Raw genomic sequence first — 19,759 nt, 5'->3', positions numbered from 1 at the left:
GAGAGAGCTGCCGCCCATCGGGCGTCCTCCGTTTCATGCTGATCGAGTAGGGCGCGCAGCGCCCGTATCGAGATCCCGCCGTCAGCTCGTCAGGCCGTCGACGTACTCCCGGTTCTCCGCCAGCCACGACTCGAGGGCCGCGTCCTGGTCGTCGGCGCCCTCGTTGAACAGCGCGTTCTCGAGCGAGTACAGCGTGTCCGAGTCCATCCGGAAGTCGCGCAGCCAGCTGCTCAGCGTCGGGAACTCGCTGTCGAACGACGCGGAGCCGAAGGCGTGGATCCCCTCGGCCTCGCCGAGCAGTCCCTTCGGGTCCTCGAGGTCCTTCACCGGGAACGCGTCGTAGGCCCAGTGCGGGCGCCACAGCGTCACTGCGATGTTCTCGCCGGCCGCCGTCGCACTGGAGAGCTCCTGCAGCATCGCGGGCGTCGACGAGGTCAGGTACTCCATCCCCTCGAGGCCGTAGCCGGGGATGACCGCGTCGGTCGTGATCCCGTTGAGCCCCGAGCCGGGCTCGATGCCGACGAGGCGGTTGCCGACCACCTCGGGGTTCGCCGCGAGCTCCTCGAGGGTGTCGATCGGCGCGTCCTCGTTCACCGCGATGGTGAGCTTGGCGTCGTCGTTCCAGGCGCCGAGGTCGACGATGCGGTCGCTGTACTCGTCGAGGTAGTCGCCGTGGGTGACCGGCAGCCAGGTGTCGAGCGCGAGGTCGTAGTCGCCGCTGGCGAGTCCCGAGAAGCCGGGCGCCACGTCGATGCTCTGCAGCGTCACGTCGTAGCCCTCCTCCTCGAGCACCGCGCCCCAGAGCCGCGACGCGGCGATGCCCTCGTCCCAGCCCTGGAAGACGGCCAGGGTGACGTCGGTGCGGTCGCCGTTGTCGACGGACGCGGTGGTCGCCGGTCCGGCGACGGCCGAGGCGCCGAGTGAGGCGACGACGCCGACGGACACCGCGGCGATGGCTGTGCGGGTCGCGACGACGGCCTTGCGGCTGCTCGCCCGGGCGACGCGGGCCGGCGACGGGGCGCCGAGGGCGCTCGTCATCCGGTCGAGGATGATCGCCAGGATCACCACCGCGATGCCCGCTTCGAAGCCGAGCGCCACGTCGATCCGGCCGATGCTGGCCACGACGTCCCCGCCGAGACCGCCCGCGCCGACCATGCCCGCGATGACGACCATGGAGAGCGACAGCATGATGACCTGGTTGAGGCCGGCCAGGATCGACGGCAGCGCGAGCGGCAGCTGGATCTGGCGGAGGATGCGCCACTTCGACGAGCCGAACGACTCGCCCGCCTCGACCAGCTCGGAGTCGACACCGCGGACGCCCAGCTCGGTGAGCCGGACACCGGGCGCCATCGCGAAGACGATCGTCGCGACGATGCCGGGCACGACGCCGACGCGGAAGAGGATCAGCGCCGGAATCAGGTACACGAACGCCGGCATCGTCTGCATGAAGTCGAGGACCGGGCGCAGGATCGTCGAGGCGGTCCGGTTGCGGGCCGCGAGGATCCCGAGCGGCACGCTCAGCGCGATCGCCACGGCGGAGGCGACGAGCACCAGGGCGAGCGAGTCCATCGCGTTGTCCCACTGGTCCACGCTCGCGATCAGCAGGAGCCCGACCGCGGAGCCGAGCCCGAAGACCCAGCCGCGCGCCGCGTAGGCGAGCACCGCGATCAGGGCGATGACGACCCAGAACGGCGGGGTCGCCAGCACGAAGTCGACGCCGGTGTAGGCGGCGCCGAAGACCGTGCGGAGCAGGTCGAAGACGGGCTGGAAGGTCTGCGTCAGCACGTCGACGACGCCCTCGGCGGCAGCGCCGAGCGGGAGGCGGAGGTCCGGGTTCATCGCACGCCCCCCTCGCTCGCGAGCACGGCGTCGTCGACGGGGCCGCCGGTGGCGTGCAGGGTCGCGGTGACCATCTCGGTGGGGAGGGTCGCGGGCGGTTCGACAAGCGGCAGGCCGCCGGCCTGCGGGCCGAGATTGCCGAGGGCCGCGAGCAGCGTCACGCGCGGGATCGCGCCGAGGAGCCGCCCCGCCTCGTCGACGACGGCGACCGGCAGCGCGGACTCGACCGCCGGCTCGATGATCTCGCTGAGCGCGGTGTCCGGGCCGACGCTGACGACGGCCTCGGTGACGACGAGCGAGAGGTCGGTGGTGCCCGCGCGGACCTGCTCGATCACGTCGCGGTCGCGGACGGTGCCGAGGAGGCGCCGCCCGGCACCCACGACGAAGGCCGCCGCGGTCTGCTGGTCGCGCATGGTGCGCAGGGCGGCGCGGGGGCCGGCGGCGAGCGTCACGACGGAGCGCGCGGGCTCCATCACGGCGGACGCGGTGAGCACGCGGGCGCGGTCGACGTCCTGCACGAACTGCGCGACGTAGTCGTTCGCCGGGTCGGTGAGGATCTCCTCCGGGGTGCCGATCTGGACGATCCGGCCGTCGCGCATGACCGCGATCCGGTCGCCGAGGAGCATGGCCTCGTTGAGGTCGTGGGTGATGAAGACGATGGTCTTGCCGAGCTCGTGCTGCAGCTCGATCAGCTGCTCCTGCATCTCGCGGCGGATGAGCGGGTCGAGCGCCGAGAACGCCTCGTCCATCAGCACGATGTCGGTGTCGGCGGCGAGCGCCCGGGCCAGTCCGACCCGCTGGCGCATGCCGCCGGACAGCTCGTCCGGTATCTTCTCGTGCCAGCCGGCGAGGCCGGCCCGCTCGACCGCGAGCAGCGCGCGCTCGCGGCGCTCGGCCGCCGGCACGCCCTGGATCTCGAGCGGGTAGGCCACGTTGTCGAGCACGGTGCGGTGCGGGAGCAGCGCGAAGTGCTGGAAGACCATCGAGATCGAGGAGCGGCGCACGCGGCGGAGCTCCTTGTCGGAGACGCCGGTGATCGTGGTGCCCTCGATCAGCACCTCGCCCGCGGTCGGCTCCTGCAGGCCGTTGAGCATGCGGATGAGCGTCGACTTGCCGGAGCCGGACAGCCCCATCACGACGAAGATCTCGCCGCGGCGCACCTCGAAGGAGGAGTCGATCACCGCCGCGGTGCCCTGGCCCGCGAGGTCGGCGCGGTCGGCGCCCTCGCGCAGCCGCCGCACGACCTCCTCGGGCCGGCGCCCGAAGACCTTGAAGAGGTTCCTCGCCTCGAGGGCCGGACCCTCCCGCTCGAGGGTCGCTGTGGCGGCTCCGGCTCCGTTCCCGGGCTCGCTGATGTCCTGCTGATTCTGCTGCACGTGCACTCCGTCGGCGCGCAGGGACGCATCCCTGCACTCTCATCTCGTGGTGCCGGGTCGGGTGCGGGGGACGCCGTCTCTCCAGCCACAGCGGGCGTCCCGCCGCGGTGAGCGGAGGGGGCGCGGAGGCGATTCCGGTTCGTCCGGGAGGCGGCCACGGGGCCGCCTCGCGCACCCGTTGACCGTACGCTCGCGGCACGTCGGGGAGGACGCCGCACGAGCGCGGACCGATTCATCGGGGTCTCGAGGACCGCCGTCCACGGTAGCCGCGGGTGCCCGTCCGGACAAACGGAGAGCCCCGCATCAGGGGCTCTGCAACGATGCAGAGCCGGGCTATGCGGCGGCGTCGGTGCTGGTCAGGGCCGATTTCCGTGCCGTTGCCCGATCGTTACCCGCGGTTGCCCGCTTGCGCCCGGTCGGTCGAGCGGCCCGCGCAGCGGACCTCTCATGCTGATCGAGCAGCCCGCGAAGCGGACCGCTCATGCTGATCGAGTAGCCCGCGCAGCGGGCGTATCGAGATCCCCCGCCGTCAGTCCGTCGTCTCGCCCGCCGGCCCGGACGGGGCCGCGACGCCGACGCCGCTGACCGGCTCGCCCTCCCAGGAGACGAGCGACCACTCCGAGCCCGAGCCTTCGAGGACAACGATGCCGGTGTTGTCGAGCAGGTGGTCGGCGATGAAGTCCGCGTCGAGGTCGAGCGAGCGGAGCCCGGCCCAGCAGCGGATGGCGGCGCCGTGGCTGACCAGCGCGACGACGTCGTGGCCGGTCGCCTCCGCCTCCGCCACCACCGCGTCGTAGCGGGCGGCGAACTCGTCGCCCGTCTCACCGCCGGCCAGCCGCAGCGAGGTCTCGCCACCCGCCCAGCGGAAGACCGTGCCCATGTACTCCTCGACCGCGGCCTCGTCGCCGCGCATCTCCAGGCCCGCGGCCGCGATCTCGCGGATGCCCGCGCGCTCGACCGGTTCGAGCCCGAGCGCGGCGGCCAGGGGCGCGGCCGTCTCGTGGGTGCGCTTCATCGTCGAGACGAAGAGCGCGCCGATCGGCTCGTCGGCGAGCGTCGTCGGCAGGGCCGCCGCCTGGCTGCGGCCGAGCTCGGTGAGCCCGGGTCCGGGGATGCGGGTGTCGAGGATGCCGTCGACGTTGGAGGGGGTCTGGCCGTGGCGGATCAGGAGGAGGCGCATCCGTCCACGCTACCGGCGGCCGCCGACACGGCTGCCGAGCGGACGGCCGTCTCCGCCGTTGCCGCGACCGCCCCCGACTGCCACGATGAGCCCCGACGGACCGCCCGGGCCCGCGCGAAGGAGACTCCCATGGCTGACGGCTTCACGAAAGAGGAGCGCGCCGCGATGAAGCAGCGCGCCGCCGAGCTGCGCGAGGAGGCGAAGCGGCAGAAGAGCGCCGACAAGACCGCCGCGGAGAAGGCCGACGCGGAGGCGGCGATCGCCGCGATGACGGACGTCGAGCGCCCGATCGCGCAGATGCTGCACGAGGTCGTGGCCGCTGAGGCGCCCGAGCTGCTGCCGAAGACCTGGTACGGCTTCCCCGCCTACGCGCGCGCCGACGGCAAGGCGATCGTCTTCTTCCAGCCGGGCGCGAAGTTCGGCACCCGCTACTCGACCCTCGGCTTCCAGGACGGCGCGCAGCTCGACGACGGCACGATCTGGCCGACGGCCTACGCGCTCACCGCGGCCGACGACGCGACCCGCGCCGCCGTCGCCGAGCTCGTGCGCCGCGCGGCCGGCGTCGCCTGACGGCTCATGCTGATCGAGTAGCCCGCGCAGCGGGCGTATCGAGATCCACCCTTCGGGGGACGCAGGGTCTCGATACGCCCCTTGGGGGCTACTCGACCAGCATGTCTGCGGGCGCCTCCATTGAGTGGATCCGCCGTTCTGCAGACGCGGGGTCTCGATACGCCGTCCCGCGGACGGCTACTCGACCAGCATGTTTCGGCGCACGACCAGCATGTTTCGGCGCGCGACGAGCATGTCTTGGCGCACGACCGGCGTGGTCCTGTCCGCGACCGGCACGCATCGCCGCTCAGCGCAGCAAGACCGGCCCTGCGTCGACCGCGAGGCGGAACAGCGAGTACGGGTAGGTCCGCAGGTCCGTCCCGCCCTGGTAGTCGGCCTGCCGGTGCAGCTGGTTGGCGGTGACGTAGAGGTGCCCGTCGGTCGCGAGCGACATCGTGTCGGGCCAGAGCAGGCGCTCGTCGTGCACGATGGTCTCGATGGTGCCGTCGGTGCGGCGGCGCACGATCGCGTTGTTCTCGTAGCTCGTCGCGTAGAAGCGGCCCCGGTCGTCCGTCTCGAGTCCGTCCGCGCCGCCGCCCTTGTCGCCCTCGTCGACGACCGTCGCGGCGACGTCCTCGTCGGAGACGCCGCGGTCGACCAGAGCGTCGGTCGCCACGCTGTACCAGCGCCGCGAGGCGAGCGGGCAGTACCAGAGCCGCTCGCCGTCGGCCGAGATCGCGATGCCGTCCGCGCCCATCGTCACGGGCTCGGGGTCGCCGTCGGCCGGCCGCTTCATCAGCACCCGCCCCTCGGCCATCGGCACGAGCTCGGGCGGCGTCAGCGCCTTGGTGCTGGGGTGCTCGTGCAGGCGGCGCCAAGCAGTGCCGGACTCGAGGTCCACGACGATGATCCCGTTCGGCCCGGAGTCGGCCGAGTCGGTGATGTAGGCGATCCCGCGCCGCAGATCGAAGCGGATGTCGTTCAGGTAGGTCGTCGGCAGCGCGACGTCCGGCTCGAGGACGATCACCTTCTCGACCGTGTCCGTCGCCAGGTCGACGCAGACGAGCTTCGGCCCGCCGCGCTTCGTCGGCTGGAACAGCGGGCTGCCCGTGTCCAGGATCCACAGCCGGTCGGCCGGATCGACCACGATGCTCTGCACCGAGACCAGCGCCCCCGCGTCGTCGTCCCCGTCGGGCGAGTTCCACGCCTCGTCCGGGAACGGCACCGCGACGCCGTCCCGCAGCTCCACGACCGTCGCCGGCACCTCGTCGCCCCACTTCGGGAAGTTCACGAAGATCCGGCCCGTGTGCGACACGCTCACACCCGTCGGCATCGGCCCGTCGGGGAACTCGTGCACGAGCTCCAGCTCGCCCAGCGGCTCGTCGACCGGTCGCGGCCTGCCGTGCGAGTCGTCGTCGTCCTGTCCCCAGAAGCCCATCGGTCGTCCTCTCGTCGGTGCCCGCGGTGATGCGGAGCGGTGCGGATCGGCGGGCCGCGACTCCGGTCGTGCTGGAGGGTCCGCGTCCCGCCCGCCTCCTCATCGTCGGTCCACCTCTGCTCCGCGGGCGAGGTGCTGGCCAACCCGCCTCCGAGGGCCTACCATTCCGTGCTCCCCCGCGACCGCACCGCCGCCCTAGACTCGGCTGGCGGTCCCGTCCGCTGGTCCTGCTTCACCGATGGAGGTGCACGGTCGTCACCGCGTCCGGCTCGCTGCCCGCCTGGGCCGGGTCGCTGGCGGTGCGCCGCTGGCGCAGCCACTCCCGGCTCTTCGCGCTCGTCGTCGCCGTCGCGGTCCTCGCCGGCTCCGTGCTCTGCGGGGCGCTCCTGCTCGTCCGCTCGTCCGAGCAGGCCGGCGTCAGCGGAGCGCTGACCTCCCTCGGCTCGGAGCGCGTCGACGTCACCGTGCGCGTCCTCGGCCCCGGCAGCCCCGTCACGGCGGCGCGCGAGGCGGCCGACACCGCGACCCGCGAGGCCTACGGAGGCGGAGCCGCCTGGACGAGCAGCGGCTGGGCGAGCTCCGAGTGGGCGACGACCGCGGAGGGCGTCTACTCCTACCTCGTCGAGCTCGACGACCCGGCCGCCGACGCCGTCCTCACCGCGGGCGCCTGGCCGACGGCCGCGCCCGGCGTCGCCCTCCCCGAGATCGCCGCCCGCTCCCTGGGTCTCGCCGTCGGCGACTCGATCACCCTCGGCGACGAAGCCCCCCTCCGGATCGACGGCCTCTACTCCGCCTCCCGCGACTCCACCGCCTACTGGGAGAACGACCCGCTCCTCGCGCAGGGCGACGTGCAGGACTTCGCCGAGCCGAACCGCTCCTTCTACAACCCCGTCCACGCCGTCGGTCCACTGATCACCGCGCCGGGCGGACTGGACGCCTCCGGCCTCGTCCCTGCGCAACTCGAGGCCGTCGAGAGCCCGGAGTTCCCGAGCACCGGAGTCGAGGGCCTCGCCGAGCTGCGCGCCGCGGCCGGGGACGCGGACCTCGAGATCGCCCGCGCCGTCCCGCATCCGAACGGCTCGCTGTTCGTCGACACCGAGCTGCCCGCCGCCCTCGACGACGTGGCGGACGGCCTCGCCGGCTCCCGCGCCGCCGCCCTCGTCGTCGCGCTGCTGCTGGTCGTCGTGCTCGTGGTCTGCGCGCGGGCCGTCACCGGTCTGCTCGCCGAGGCGCGCCGGGAGGAGATCGAGCGGCTGCGCGAGCGCGGCGCGACTCCCCTGCAGCGGGTGGGCGCGGTGGCCGTCGACGGCCTCGCGGTCGCCGCGGTGATCGCCGCCCTCAGCCCGTGGGGCGGGGTCCTGCTGCACGCGCTGGTCGTCTCCGCACCGCCGCTCGACGCCGCGGGCCTCCCCCGTTGGGTGCCGCCGGACGCCGCCGCGCTGCTCTGCGCCGCCGCGGTGGCGCTCGTCGTCGGCGTCCTCGTCGCCCTGCCGCCTGCGCCGGCCGCAGGCAGGGGCCCACTCGCCGCGGCCGGGCAGACGGTCCTCGTCGTCGTCGCGGCCGTGCTGGTCTGGCGTGCCGCGACCGGCGGCATCGAGCGCGGCGACCTCCTGCTCACCCTCACCCCCGCACTGCTGCTCGGCGCGATCGCCGTGGTCGGCGCGCGTCTGGCGGAGCTGGCCGCGCTGCCGGTCGCGGCCGTCGCCGTCCGCTCCCGCGGCGCCGTCGCTCCGCTCGCCGGCTGGTTCGCCGCACGCGGAAGCGGCCGCTCGACCGGCATCGTGCTCGTCGCGCTCACCGTCGGCGCCTCGGTCGTGGCACTCGGTGCGAGCGCGACCTGGCAGCAGGGCGTCCGCGACGAGGCCGCGGTCGCCCTCGGCGCTCCCGCCCGGTCGTCGGTCTCGGCCGACGGCGCGCCCGTGCTCCGCCGGCAGAGCCTGGTGGCGAAGGAGGCCCCGCCCGGTCTCGCGAGCGAGGGACCCGGCGCGGCGGCGCAGATCCTCGCCCTCGACGCCCGCGCCCGGCAGCTGCTCGGCACCGGAGCGGGTCCGGTCCCGCGCGCGGGCGGCGCCGACATCGCCCGGGAGCTGCGCGCCGAGGACCGCGTCGACACCGGCCCCGCGCTCCCCGGCGGGACCACGGGCCTGCAGCTGCTCGCCGCCCTCGACGCGCCGGAGGGCCTCGCGGTCGAGGTCTCGGCCGCCGTGGAGGACGAGCGCGGGCGGATCGACATCCTGCCGCTCGGCGCGCTGACCTCGCCGACCGAGCCGGTGACGCTGGCCACCGCGGAGGGAGCGATCGATCCGGCCGCGTCGCTCCGCCTCGTCGCCCTGACCGCGACCCTGCGCGACGTCGAGACGGACACCTTCGTCACCATCGACGTCTCGCTCGAGTCGCTCGCCACGCTGTCCGCGGGCTCCGACACGCCGGTTCCGCTCGCGCTGACCGACGCCGCCGAGTGGGCCGGCTCGCGCCAGGACACCGGCCGCCGACCGCCCGAGGTCGCGGTCACCGCGACCGGGGTGCGGCTCTCGATCCTGACCCAGCTCTCCTCCGCGCCGACCACCTACGGCGCCGTCGGCTGGGACCCGGAGGAGCCGGTCGGCGCGGTCCTGCCCGAGGCGCTCGCCGACGACCTCGACGTCCTGGCGGGGGCCGCGGTCACCGCCTTCGTCGCGGGCACCCCCGTTTCGCTGCGCATGGTCGGCGACACTCCGGAGGTGCCCGGGGCCGCGACCTCCGACGACCTGGCGTCGCTCGCCGCCGGGCTGCCGTCCAGCCCGCGGTCCGACTCCACGATCGTGGTCGACGGCCGCGCGCTCGCGCACCGGCTGGTGCAGGCCGACGCCTTCGGCAGCCTGGTGGACGAGTACTGGTCGGCGGAGGCTCCTGACACGGCGGGCGCGACCACCGCGGACGAGCCCGAGACCGTCACCGCAGCATCCCTCGCCCGCCGGATGCAGGAGGCGCCGCTGCGCGCCGAGATCCCCGCCGCCTCCGCGGTCGTCGTCTGGGCGAGCCTGCTGCTCGCGCTCGCCGGCTTCTCGGCCCGGGCCGCCGCCGTCGCCCGCGCGCGGCGCCTCGAGGCGGCGCAGCTGCGAGCGATCGGTCTCTCCCGGCGCGGGATGCTCGCCGTCCTCTCGGCCGACACCGCCGCGACCGCGCTGGCCGGCGTGCTCGTCGGACTCGCGGGCGGCTGGGCCGTGCTGGCGCTCACCGGCAGCCGCCTCGCCGCGGGCGCGAGCGGCCGCCCGGTCGAGCTGGTGGTGCCGTGGCAGGCCGTCTCGCTCCTGCCGCTGGCCCTGCTGCTCGCGCTCGCCGCCGTCTCGGCGGCCCTCGCCCTCGTCCAGCGGCGGCTGCCGCTGTCCGAGCTGCTCCGGCAGGGGGCCGACGGATGACCGCGTCCGGGCGCCCGAGCGCCGCCGCCCGTCCGGCGCAGGCGACCGCCGCCCCCGTCCGCCGCGGCGACGGCCTGCGCGCCGTCGGCACCGCCGCCTTCCTCATCGCCCGCCGCGCCCGCCGCGACCTCGTCGCCCTGCTCGGGATCCTCGTGCTCACCGCCCTGACCGCCGCCCTCGCCGCCGCCGTCCCCCACCAGCTGCGCAGCACCCTCGACTCCGCCGCGGTCGAGGCGGTCGGTGCTGCCGGGAGCGACGCCGACCTCCGCCTCCTCAGCACCGTCGCCGACGTCTCCGGCTACGACACCACCACCTCCGAGCGCCTGCTCACCCTCGCCGACGAGCTCCCCGAGCGCCTGCCCGCGCCGCTGCTCGACGTCGTCCGGAGCATCGACACCGCCATCCTCGGTCCGGAGGAGCCCGTGCGGATCCCCGCCGGCGACGCCGTCGTCCGCGTCGGCGTCCTCGATCCGGCCGCGGCCGACGGCGTCCGGCTGGTCGCCGGCGAGCTGCCCGCTGAGGAGGACCCGGGCGACCCCGCCCCGGTCGTCGTCTCCTCGGCGAGCGCCGCCGCCGCCGGGCTCTCGGTGGGCGACGCGATCGACGGCGCCTCCCGCGGCGGCGGCCCCTCGCTCCGCATCACCGGCGTCATCGAGCCCGTCGACCCGTCCGCCGCTGCCTGGACCGACCTGCCCGGCCTCTGGCAGCCCGGCACCTCCGGCAGCAGCGGCGGCGAGCCGCAGCCCGTCGTCGTCGCCCTCACGAGTCCCGTCGTCTTCGACCGGATCGGCCTGCTGCTTCAAGAACCGGCCGTGGGCACGATCCGCTTCAGCGTCGATCCCGCGCGCTTCGACCTGGCGCGGACCGAGACCGTGCGCCGCGAGATCGACGCGCTCGAGACGTCGACCTCGACGATCACCGAGGGCGCGCCTCTCAGCGTCGCCGCGGAGTCCGGCTACGAGGAGGCCCTCGCCGCGCTCCCACCGGCCGCCGCGGCCGCCACCAGGCAGCTGTCCACCCTCGCCGCCGGGCTGCTCGGCGTCGCGGTGCTGGTCACCGGTCTCGCCGGTACCGCGCTCGCCCGGCGGCGGCGCCCCGAGATCGCGCTGCTGCGCTCGCACGGCGCCTCCCTCGGCCTGCTCGGGAGCCACGCGGGCCTCGAGGCGCTGATCGTCACCGCCCTCGGCATCGCGCTCGGGCTCGCGACCGCCGCCGCGCTCGGTGCCCCGCCGGAGTCGCCCGGCCTGCTGATCGCCGTCGCCGCCGTCCTCGTGGTCGCGCCCGTCGTCGCAGTGCTGCGCCCGCTGCTCCGCCCGCCGCGCCGGATCCGCGTCCTCCGCCTCGCCGGGGCCGGCCTCCTCCTGGCACTGGCCGTCACCGCGGTCGCCGCCCTGCGCGGCGGGGCGCGCTCGAGCGGCGGCGGCGTCGACCCGCTCGCCCTGGTCGCCCCTGTGCTCTGCGCGGCGGTGATCGCGCTGGCGCTGGCGCCCCTGCCCGCCGCGCTGCTCGCCCCGCTGCGCCGGGCGGCCGCCGGCACGCGCGGCCCCGGTCCGCTGCTCGCCGGCGCCGGCGCGCAGGAGGGCCGCTCGCTGCTCACCCTCGCGACCCTGGTGCTCGCGGCGAGCACCGCCCTCACCTCGCTGGTGCTGCTGCAGACCGTCGCGGCGGGTCAGGAGTCGCTGTCCTGGCGTACCGTCGGCGCGGACGTCCGGGTCGACGACGCCGCCGACGGTCCCGCGCTCGCCGCGAGCCTCGCCGACGGCGGCGCGGTCGCCGCCGCGATCGGCGCCCTCGACGCCGTGGAGGTCCGCAGCCCCACCGCCTCCCTCACCGCGACCGTGCTCAGCGTCGACGACGACTACGCCGACCTGCTCGCCGCGCTGCCCGACGACCAGCCGCAGCACGCCTCCGCCGAGGCCGTCCGCTCCCTCGTCGCCACCGGCCCCGCCGAACCGGTGCCCGTCCTGGTCGACGCGCGACTCGCCGCCTCCCTCGGCACCGCGCCGTTCGGGCTCGAGGTGGACGGCGCACTGCTGCAGGCGGTGGTCACCGGGGAGCCGGTGGCGGGCCCGGACCGGATCGACACCTCCGTCGTCGTGGTCGACCGCGACGCCCTGACCGCCGCCGTCACCGCCGCGGGCGGCGACTCCCCCGCACCGCCCGGCACGGTCCTCGCCGTCGGCGCAGTCGACCGCGCGGCCCTCCCGGACGGCACGATCCTCCGCTCCGACGTGCTGGAACGGCAGCGCGATTCCGCCCTCGTCGCCGGCGTCGCGGATGCGACCGGACTCTCCCTCCTGGCCACCGCCGCGCTCGCCGTCCTCGCCCTCCTGGTCACCACGGTCCTCGGCGCACGACGGCGCGGTGGGACCCTCGCCCTGCTCAGCGCGCTCGGCGTCCCCGGTCGCGCGCGGCTCGTCCTGGCGGCCGGCGAGCTGGTCCCGGCGGTGCTGAGCGGAGTGGTCGGCGGAGCGGTCGCCGCGGCCGTCGTCCTCGCCGCAGCCTGGCCGGCGTTCGGCGTGGAGACCCTCGTCGGCGGCGACGCGGCCCTCTCGATCCCGTGGCCGCTGCCCGTCGGCCTGCTCGGCGCGGCCGTCGCCGCCCTCGCGCTCGCCCTCGCGGTCGACGCCCCGCTCTCGCGCCGCGTGCGCACAGCCGACATCCTGAGATCCGGAGAGGAATCATGAGCCCCAGCAGCGCAGCGAGGACGCCGAGAGCGGACCTCCCCGGTGGCGCACCCGGATCAGCAGCTGCCGGCGCGCCCGGCCCCACCAGCACTCTGCTGCAGACGCGCACCGGCGAGTTCGGCGCCGAGGCGCTGATCGTCTGCGACGCCCTCGTCCGGGTCTTCCGCGCCGGCGGCGTCGAGGTGCAGGCGCTGCAGGGCCTCGACCTGCTCGTCGGCGCGGGCGAGGTCCTGGCGATCGTGGGCGCGTCCGGCTCCGGCAAGTCGACCCTGCTCGGCATCCTCTCCGGACTCGACGCCCCCACCGCCGGCCGCGCCCGCCTCGACGGCCACGACCTCTCCGCCCTCCGCGGCGCCGAGCTGGTCCGCTACCGCCGCTCGAGCGTCGGCTTCGTCCGTCAGCAGTCCGCGAGGAACCTGCTGCCCGCGCTCACCGCCGCCGAGAACGTCGCCCTGCCGCTCGCCCTGGCGGGGCGCGGCCGGCGCGAGCGGGCGGCGAGGGCGCACGAGCTGCTCGGGATGCTCGGCCTGGCCGAGAAGGCCGACCGCCGGCCCGCCGCGCTCTCGGGCGGCGAGCAGCAGCGCGTCTCCATCGCCGTCGCCCTGGCCGGCTCGCCGCGCGTCCTGCTCGCCGACGAGCCCACCGGCCAGCTCGACGCCCGCACCGGCGACGAGGTCTTCGCCGCCCTCCGCGCGGTGAACGAGTCGCTCGGCTGCACGATCCTGATCGTCACCCACGACCCGACGGTCGCCGGCCAGGTGCAGCGCGCGGTCGCGATCCGCGACGGCCGGATCTCCTCCGAGACCCTCCGCCGCGACGAGCTCGACGCGAGCGGCGGCACCACCACCTCCGAGGAGGAGTTCGCCGTCCTCGACCGGGTCGGCCGGCTGCAACTGCCCGCCGAGTACCGCGACGCGCTGAAGCTCGAGGACCGGGTGCGGCTGACGCTCGAGGGCGACCACGTCGGCGTCTGGCCCGAGCGCCGCGAGATCCACCCGGCCGCCGACTCCGCCCCCGAGGAGCCCCCGCGATGACCGACGTGCTCGTGGTCGAGTCCCTCACCCGCACCTTCCGCACCCCGGCCGGCGACGTGACCGCCCTGCACGACGTCTCGTTCCGCATCCCGCGCGGCCAGATCGTCGCCCTCTCCGGCCGCTCCGGCTCCGGCAAGACGACGCTGCTGAACTGCATCAGCGGCCTCGACGTGCCCACCTCCGGCACCGTCCTGCTCGACGGCGAGCCGGTCACCGGCCTCGACGAAGCGGCCCGCACCCGCCTGCGCCGCGACTCCCTGGCCTTCGTCTTCCAGACCTTCGGGCTCCTGCCGCACCTGACGATCGCCGAGAACGTCGGCCTCCCGCTGCGCCTGCGCCGCGAGGAGCCGGCCCGCCGGGACGAGCGCGTCGCCCACCTCCTCGACCTGGTCGGGCTCGCCGGCCGCGGCCGCTCCCGCCCGGGTGAGCTCTCCGGCGGCCAGCAGCAGCGCGTCGCGATCGCCCGCGCCCTCGCCGCCTCGCCGCGGCTCCTGATCGCGGACGAGCCGACCGGCCAGCTCGACGCGGCGACGGGCGCGGCGATCATGGACCTCATCCGCGCGGTCGTGCACGCCGAGTCGGCGACCGCCCTGATCGCCACCCACGACGCCTCCGTCCAGGCCTCGGCCGACCGCGTCCTCCGCATCAGCGAGGGCGCGCTCGCCACCCGCGGCCGCCACGCCGCCCCCGGCACGGGCCCCGACGACGCGCCGACCCCGCCCGCCTGAGCCTCCGTCCGCGCCACCTCCGGCACGCGGAACCACCCCCGGCACGCGGGTACCCCGCGATCCGACGAGCCCGACTCCGTTCCGCGAGCCGAACCTCCGCCCGCCCCACCTCGGGCACGCGAAACCGCCTTCGGCACGCGGAAGCCGTGCACGTACGCGAGCCCGGCCCCGTCCCGCGAGCCGGACCTCCGCGCACCCCCGCGTCCCCCCTGAGAGGGGTTCCGCCCCGCGGGAGACGTAAGGTGTGCTCACACGCGCCCGCGGACGGGCGGGCCCCGCATCGCAGCGGCACCCGCGTCCCTGCGACGAAGCGCCGCCCGATCACAGGAAGCCACGGTGCCCGATGCCGGAAGACAAGCCCGCGCCGCGGGCCCCGAGCATCTACGACGTCGCCCGGGCCGCCGGAGTGTCGCACCAGACCGTCTCCCGGGTGCTCAACGACCACCCGAGCCTGCGCGCCGAGACCAAGAAGCGCGTGCTCGGCGTGATGGCCGAGCTCGACTACCGGCCCAATCTCGCCGCCCGCGCCCTGGTCACCAGCCGCACCCGCACCATCGGGGTGCTCTCCTCGCAGAGCCTGCAGTTCGGCCCCGCGTCGAGCATCCAGGCCATCGAGGTCGCCGCCCGCGACGCCGGCTACCTCGTCGTCACGGCCAACGTCGACGGCACCGACGGCGACTCCATCCAGGCCGGGATCCGGCACCTGCTGAACCAGGCGGTCGAGGGTCTCGTGGTCATCGCCCCGCAGATCCGCGTCTTCGACATCCTCTCCGGCGTCGCTCTGCGGATCCCGAACGTCACCCTGCAGACCACCGACGCCGAGCGCGGCGACGCGCTCTACGTCGACCAGATGGCCGGCGCGCGGATGGCGACCGCGCACCTGATCGAGCTCGGCCACACCGAGATCGTGCACCTCTCCGGTCCGCAGGACTGGATCGAGGCCGAGGCCAGGATGCGCGGCTACCTGGTGGAGCTCGGCGACCGGAACCTGCCGCTGCGCCCGCCGATCCTCGGCGACTGGAGCGCCGAGCGCGGCCACCACGTCGGCCTCGAGCTCAGCCGCCTCCTCGACGTCACCGCGGTCTTCGCCGCCAACGACCAGATGGCGCTCGGCGTGATGAGCGCGTTCCACGAGCGCGGGATCCGCGTCCCCGAGGACGTCAGCGTCATCGGCTTCGACGACATCCCCGAGGCCGCCTACTACTGGCCGCCGCTGACGAGCGTGCGGCAGGACTTCGCCGAGCTCGGCCGACGCTGCGTGGCCACGCTGCTGAGCCTGATCGAGGGCGAGCGCCCCGAGGCGTCTCCGCCGATCGACCCGCAGCTGATGGTCCGCGGCTCCACCGCCGTTCCCCGGTCGCTCGCGGCCGTCGTGCGCGCGGCGCACCGATGATCCGCGCCGTTATCGAGTCGAGACATCCGTGGTGGCACGATTGCCGCCAGCGGGTCTAGCATCACTCCATGTGATCGCTCACATGAGCGTCCCGCCGCCGCTGGCACCCCGCGGCAGCCCAGCACCCGCTGCATTCAATGACGAAGGAATCACAGTGACCACAATGAAGCGCGCTCTCATCGCCGGCCTCGCCGGCGGCGCGATGATCCTCTCCCTCGCGGCCTGCTCGAGCGGCTCCGGCGACTCGGGCTCCGGCTCGGGCGACGGCGGCCTCGTCGGCGTCGCGATGCCGACCAAGTCCTCCGAGCGCTGGATCGCCGACGGCAACAACGTCAAGTCGCAGCTCGAGGACGCCGGCTACCAGGTCGACCTGCAGTACGCCGAGGACGACATCCCCACCCAGGTCTCGCAGCTCGAGAACATGATCACCAAGGGCGCCAAGGCCCTGATCGTCGCCTCGATCGACGGCACCACCCTCACCAGCGTGCTGGAGGAGGCCAAGGCCAACGACATCCCCGTCATCGCCTACGACCGCCTCATCCGCGACTCGCCGAACGTCGACTACTACGCCACGTTCGACAACTACAAGGTCGGCGTCCAGCAGGCCACCTCGCTCCTCGCGGGCCTCGGCCTGACCGACCTCGAGGGCACTGCCGCGGCGAGCGCCCCGGCCGGCCCCTTCAACATCGAGCTCTTCGCCGGCAGCCCCGACGACAACAACGCCACGTTCTTCTTCAACGGCGCGATGGACACCCTCAAGCCGTTCATCGACGCGGGCACCCTCGTCGTGAAGTCGGGCGAGACCGAGTTCAACACCGTCGCCACGCTGCGCTGGGACCCCGAGGTCGCCCAGAGCCGCATGGAGGACATCATCACCAAGACGTACTCCGACGGCTCGAAGATCCAGGGCGTCCTCTCGCCCTACGACGGCCTCAGCCGCGGCATCATCTCCGCGCTGACGGACGCCGGCTACACCGTGGGCACCGACTTCCCGATCATCACCGGTCAGGACGCCGAGCTCGACTCGGTCAAGGCGATCATCTCGGGTGAGCAGTACGCGACCATCTACAAGGACACCCGCGAGCTCGCCAAGGAGGCCGTCTCCATGGCCCAGGCCGTCCTCGAGGGCACCGAGCCCGAGGTCAACGACACCGAGACCTACGACAACGGCGAGAAGGTCGTCCCCTCCTTCCTGCTCGAGCCGGTCATCGTCACCAAGGACCAGATCCAGTCCGTGCTGGTCGACGGCGGCTACTACACCGACGCGGAAGTCAACGGCTAAGCCTCACTTCCACTGACGACAGCACGACCCCGGGAGGGCGCCCATCGGGCGCCCTCCCCCACTACGAAGGAAGGGAGGCACGCGTGACCACGAACATCCTCGAGATGCGCGGCATCACCAAGACGTTCCCGGGCGTGAAGGCGCTCCAGGACGTCACGTTGAACGCCGAGCGCGGCGAAGTCCACGCGATCTGCGGAGAGAACGGCGCCGGCAAGTCGACGCTGATGAAGGTGCTGTCGGGCGTGTACCCGCACGGCACGTACGAGGGCGACATCGTCTTCGAGGACGAGGTGATGCAGTTCGCCAGCATCCGCGACTCGGAGGCGAAGGGCATCGTCATCATCCACCAGGAGCTGGCCCTCAGCCCCTACCTCTCCATCGCGGAGAACATCTTCCTCGGCAACGAGGTCCGCGGCTTCGCCGGTCTGATCGACTGGAACAAGACCAACCAGGAGGCGGCCTCGCTGCTCGCCCGGGTCGGCCTGAAGGAGAACCCCACCACCAAGATCCAGGACATCGGAGTCGGCAAGCAGCAGCTCGTCGAGATCGCCAAGGCGCTCTCCAAGCGGGTCAAGCTGCTCATCCTCGACGAGCCCACCGCGGCGCTCAACGACGAGGACTCCGACCACCTGCTCGACCTGATCCTGCACCTCAAGGAGCAGGGCATCACCTCGCTGATCATCAGCCACAAGCTCAACGAGATCAAGAAGATCGCCGACACCGTCACGGTCATCCGGGACGGCAAGACGATCGAGACGATCGCGCACGACGACGTGACCGAGGACCGGATCATCAAGGACATGGTCGGCCGCGACCTCGACCACCGCTACCCGGACCACACGCCGCACATCGGCGAGGAGATCCTCCGCGTCGTCGACTGGACCGCGCACCACCCGCAGGACCCGACCCGCGTCATGGTCGACAAGGTGAACCTCACCGTGCACCGCGGCGAGATCGTCGGCATCGCGGGCCTGATGGGCGCCGGCCGCACCGAGTTCGCGATGAGCCTCTTCGGCCGCTCCTACGGCAGCCGCATCTCCGGCCAGGTCTTCAAGGCCGGCAAGGAGATCAGGATGCGCAACGTGTCGGAGGCGATCGCCCACGGCCTCGCCTACGCCACCGAGGACCGCAAGCACTACGGCCTCAACCTGATCGACGACATCAAGCGGAACATCTCGCTCGCGTCGCTGCCCAAGGTGTCCAGCGCCGGACTCGTCGACGACAACCGCGAGTTCGAGGTCGCCAACGAGTACCGCGGCAGCATGAACATCAAGTCGCCGACCGTGCTCGCCAAGACCGGGAAGCTCTCCGGCGGCAACCAGCAGAAGGTCGTCCTCTCGAAGTGGATCTACTCCGACCCGGACGTCCTGATCCTCGACGAGCCCACCCGCGGCATCGACGTGGGTGCGAAGTACGAGATCTACACCATCATCAACAAGCTCGCGGCGGAGGGTAAGGGGATCATCGTCATCTCCTCCGAGCTGCCCGAGCTGCTCGGCATCTGCGACCGCGTCTACGCGCTGTCGGAGGGCCGCATCACGGGCGAGCTGCCCATCGCCGAGGCCACGCCCGAGGCCGTCCTCACCCTCATGACCCAGGAGAAGCAACGATGACCGATCTGCAGAACACCCCGCCGACGGCGGCGGGAGCGCAGGTGAACCCCACCGAGAACGCGTTCACCAAGCGCCTCAGCCACGTGCTGGGCGACCTGGGCAAGAACGGCATCTTCATCGCCCTGATCGTGGTGGTGCTGCTGTTCCAGATCATGACCAACGGGATCCTCCTGCGTCCGCAGAACATCTCGAACCTGATCGTCCAGAACGGCTACATCCTCATCCTCGCCATCGGCATGGTGATGGTCATCGTGGCCGGGCACATCGACCTCTCGGTCGGCTCGATCGCCGCGTTCGTCGGCGCCATGTCCGGCGTCTTCGCCGTCAACATGGGCCTGCCGTGGTTCGTCTCGATCGTGCTCTCGCTGCTCATCGGAGCTCTGGTGGGCGCCTGGCAGGGCTTCTGGATCGCGTTCGTGGGGATACCCGCGTTCATCGTGACCTTGGCGGGCATGCTGATCTTCCGCGGCCTGGCGCTCGTCGTCCTCGGTAACGCGAACATCGGCTCCTTCCCGATCGAGTACCGCGCCCTGGGCAACGGCTTCCTCACCGACCTGTTCGGCGAGACCACCGGTCTCGACCCGCTGTCGCTCGGTGTCGGCGCGCTCGCGATCGTCGCGTTCACCGTCCAGTCGGTGCGCACCCGCCGCGGCCGCCAGAAGTACAACCAGGGCGTCGAGCCCGGCGCCTGGTTCGTCACCAAGCTCGTCCTCATCGCCGTCGTCGTCGCCGCGTTCGCCTTCGCGCTCTCGTCGTTCAAGGGCATCCCGGTGACCCTGATCGTCCTGGCCGTCCTCGTCCTCGTCTACGGCGTCGTGATGAACCGCTCGGTCTTCGGCCGCCACGTCTACGCCATCGGCGGCAACCTGCACGCCGCGGAGCTCTCGGGCATCAAGACGCGCAACGTCACCTTCTGGCTGTTCGTCAACATGGGCGTCCTCGCGGCGCTGGCCGGCCTCGTCTTCACCGCCCGCCTCAACCTGGCGGGCCCGAAGGCCGGCGACGGCTTCGAGCTCGAGGCCATCTCGGCCGCGTTCATCGGCGGCGCGGCCGTCCAGGGCGGCGTCGGCACCATCGGCGGCGCGATCCTCGGTGGTCTGATCATCGGCGTCCTGAACAACGGCATGTCGATCATGGGCATCGGCATCGAGTGGCAGCAGGCGGTCAAGGGCCTCGTGCTCCTGCTCGCGGTCGCCTTCGACGTCTACAACAAGCGCCGCTCCGGCGGACGCTAGCCGCTCC

The 19,759-nt window shown here is 73.5% G+C and carries 13 protein-coding genes; 9 read left to right on the top strand and 4 right to left on the bottom strand.

Going from position 1 to position 19,759, the window contains the following annotated elements; translation table 11 throughout:
* Window positions 1-81: 81 nt before the first annotated feature.
* The 3 genes from MT350_RS20450 to MT350_RS10145 form a co-directional block, all read right to left on the bottom strand.
* On the bottom strand, window positions 82-1,839 hold the full coding sequence (locus MT350_RS20450; protein WP_308197472.1) for an ABC transporter permease/substrate binding protein: 1,758 nt from the start codon (window positions 1,837-1,839) through the stop codon (window positions 82-84).
* Window positions 1,836-3,080: a glycine betaine/L-proline ABC transporter ATP-binding protein gene (locus tag MT350_RS10150; RefSeq protein ID WP_374206638.1), complete on the bottom strand. Its 1,245-nt coding sequence runs from the start codon at window positions 3,078-3,080 to the stop codon at window positions 1,836-1,838. Before MT350_RS10150 ends, MT350_RS20450 begins: the two co-directional genes overlap by 4 nt.
* 664 nt (window positions 3,081-3,744) lie before the next feature.
* The gene (locus MT350_RS10145) at window positions 3,745-4,395 is read right to left on the bottom strand and encodes a histidine phosphatase family protein (RefSeq protein ID WP_243598413.1); all 651 of its coding nucleotides are present in this window, start codon (window positions 4,393-4,395) and stop codon (window positions 3,745-3,747) included.
* A 129-nt stretch (window positions 4,396-4,524) separates the two neighbouring features.
* Between MT350_RS10145 and MT350_RS10140 the strand changes: the two genes are divergently transcribed.
* Complete coding sequence (locus MT350_RS10140) at window positions 4,525-4,965, top strand: hypothetical protein (protein WP_243598412.1); 441 nt, start codon at window positions 4,525-4,527, stop codon at window positions 4,963-4,965.
* A 286-nt stretch (window positions 4,966-5,251) separates the two neighbouring features.
* On the opposite strand, the gene MT350_RS10135 is transcribed toward MT350_RS10140, so the two are convergent.
* Window positions 5,252-6,382 (bottom strand): major royal jelly family protein, encoded by a 1,131-nt coding sequence (locus tag MT350_RS10135; RefSeq protein ID WP_243598411.1) that lies wholly within the window; start codon window positions 6,380-6,382, stop codon window positions 5,252-5,254.
* A gap of 299 nt (window positions 6,383-6,681) precedes the next feature.
* Here MT350_RS10135 and MT350_RS10130 point away from each other — a divergent pair, with 299 nt between their 5' ends.
* From MT350_RS10130 to mmsB, 8 genes are all read left to right on the top strand, one after another.
* Window positions 6,682-9,780, top strand: a complete 3,099-nt coding sequence (locus MT350_RS10130; protein ID WP_243598410.1) for an ABC transporter permease — start codon at window positions 6,682-6,684, stop codon at window positions 9,778-9,780.
* The gene (locus MT350_RS10125) at window positions 9,777-12,467 is read left to right on the top strand and encodes a hypothetical protein (RefSeq protein ID WP_243598409.1); all 2,691 of its coding nucleotides are present in this window, start codon (window positions 9,777-9,779) and stop codon (window positions 12,465-12,467) included. The genes MT350_RS10130 and MT350_RS10125 overlap by 4 nt, the downstream gene beginning before the upstream one ends.
* Complete coding sequence (locus MT350_RS10120; RefSeq protein ID WP_243598408.1) at window positions 12,464-13,501, top strand: ABC transporter ATP-binding protein; 1,038 nt, start codon at window positions 12,464-12,466, stop codon at window positions 13,499-13,501. Before MT350_RS10125 ends, MT350_RS10120 begins: the two co-directional genes overlap by 4 nt.
* Window positions 13,498-14,229: an ABC transporter ATP-binding protein gene (locus MT350_RS10115; RefSeq protein ID WP_243598407.1), complete on the top strand. Its 732-nt coding sequence runs from the start codon at window positions 13,498-13,500 to the stop codon at window positions 14,227-14,229. The genes MT350_RS10120 and MT350_RS10115 overlap by 4 nt, the downstream gene beginning before the upstream one ends.
* Window positions 14,230-14,572: 343 nt before the next feature.
* Entirely contained in the window at window positions 14,573-15,622 is a 1,050-nt protein-coding gene (locus MT350_RS10110) for a LacI family DNA-binding transcriptional regulator (RefSeq protein WP_123705241.1), read from the top strand.
* A gap of 163 nt (window positions 15,623-15,785) precedes the next feature.
* Window positions 15,786-16,904 carry a multiple monosaccharide ABC transporter substrate-binding protein gene (chvE, locus tag MT350_RS10105; protein WP_132437646.1) on the top strand — a complete coding sequence of 373 codons (1,119 nt, stop codon included), beginning with the start codon at window positions 15,786-15,788 and terminating at the stop codon, window positions 16,902-16,904.
* Window positions 16,905-16,987: 83 nt separating this feature from the next.
* On the top strand, window positions 16,988-18,517 hold the full coding sequence (gene mmsA / locus MT350_RS10100) for a multiple monosaccharide ABC transporter ATP-binding protein (RefSeq protein ID WP_123447755.1): 1,530 nt from the start codon (window positions 16,988-16,990) through the stop codon (window positions 18,515-18,517).
* Window positions 18,514-19,752, top strand: a complete 1,239-nt coding sequence (mmsB, locus tag MT350_RS10095) for a multiple monosaccharide ABC transporter permease (RefSeq protein WP_123447756.1) — start codon at window positions 18,514-18,516, stop codon at window positions 19,750-19,752. The genes mmsA and mmsB overlap by 4 nt, the downstream gene beginning before the upstream one ends.
* The last annotated feature ends 7 nt before the right edge of the window (window positions 19,753-19,759 follow it).

The sequence above is a fragment of the Rathayibacter sp. VKM Ac-2928 genome (assembly GCF_022815545.1).
Lineage (GTDB): Bacteria > Actinomycetota > Actinomycetes > Actinomycetales > Microbacteriaceae > Rathayibacter > Rathayibacter festucae.
The sequence above is the reverse complement of the archived record's forward strand: the minus strand, read 5'-3'. Positions and strand labels throughout refer to the sequence as shown.

Excerpts from the sequence above, each read along its gene's own strand:
- MT350_RS20450 (WP_308197472.1), bottom strand. The coding sequence starts at position 1,839 with ATGAACCCGGACCTCCGCCTCCCGCTCGGCGCTGCCGCCGAGGGCGTC.
- MT350_RS10145 (WP_243598413.1), bottom strand. The coding sequence starts at position 4,395 with ATGCGCCTCCTCCTGATCCGCCACGGCCAGACCCCCTCCAACGTCGAC.
- MT350_RS10140 (WP_243598412.1), top strand. The coding sequence starts at position 4,525 with ATGGCTGACGGCTTCACGAAAGAGGAGCGCGCCGCGATGAAGCAGCGC.
- MT350_RS10135 (WP_243598411.1), bottom strand. The coding sequence starts at position 6,382 with ATGGGCTTCTGGGGACAGGACGACGACGACTCGCACGGCAGGCCGCGA.
- MT350_RS10125 (WP_243598409.1), top strand. The coding sequence starts at position 9,777 with ATGACCGCGTCCGGGCGCCCGAGCGCCGCCGCCCGTCCGGCGCAGGCG.
- MT350_RS10120 (WP_243598408.1), top strand. The coding sequence starts at position 12,464 with ATGAGCCCCAGCAGCGCAGCGAGGACGCCGAGAGCGGACCTCCCCGGT.
- MT350_RS10115 (WP_243598407.1), top strand. The coding sequence starts at position 13,498 with ATGACCGACGTGCTCGTGGTCGAGTCCCTCACCCGCACCTTCCGCACC.
- MT350_RS10110 (WP_123705241.1), top strand. The coding sequence starts at position 14,573 with ATGCCGGAAGACAAGCCCGCGCCGCGGGCCCCGAGCATCTACGACGTC.
- chvE (WP_132437646.1), top strand. The coding sequence starts at position 15,786 with ATGAAGCGCGCTCTCATCGCCGGCCTCGCCGGCGGCGCGATGATCCTC.
- mmsB (WP_123447756.1), top strand. The coding sequence starts at position 18,514 with ATGACCGATCTGCAGAACACCCCGCCGACGGCGGCGGGAGCGCAGGTG.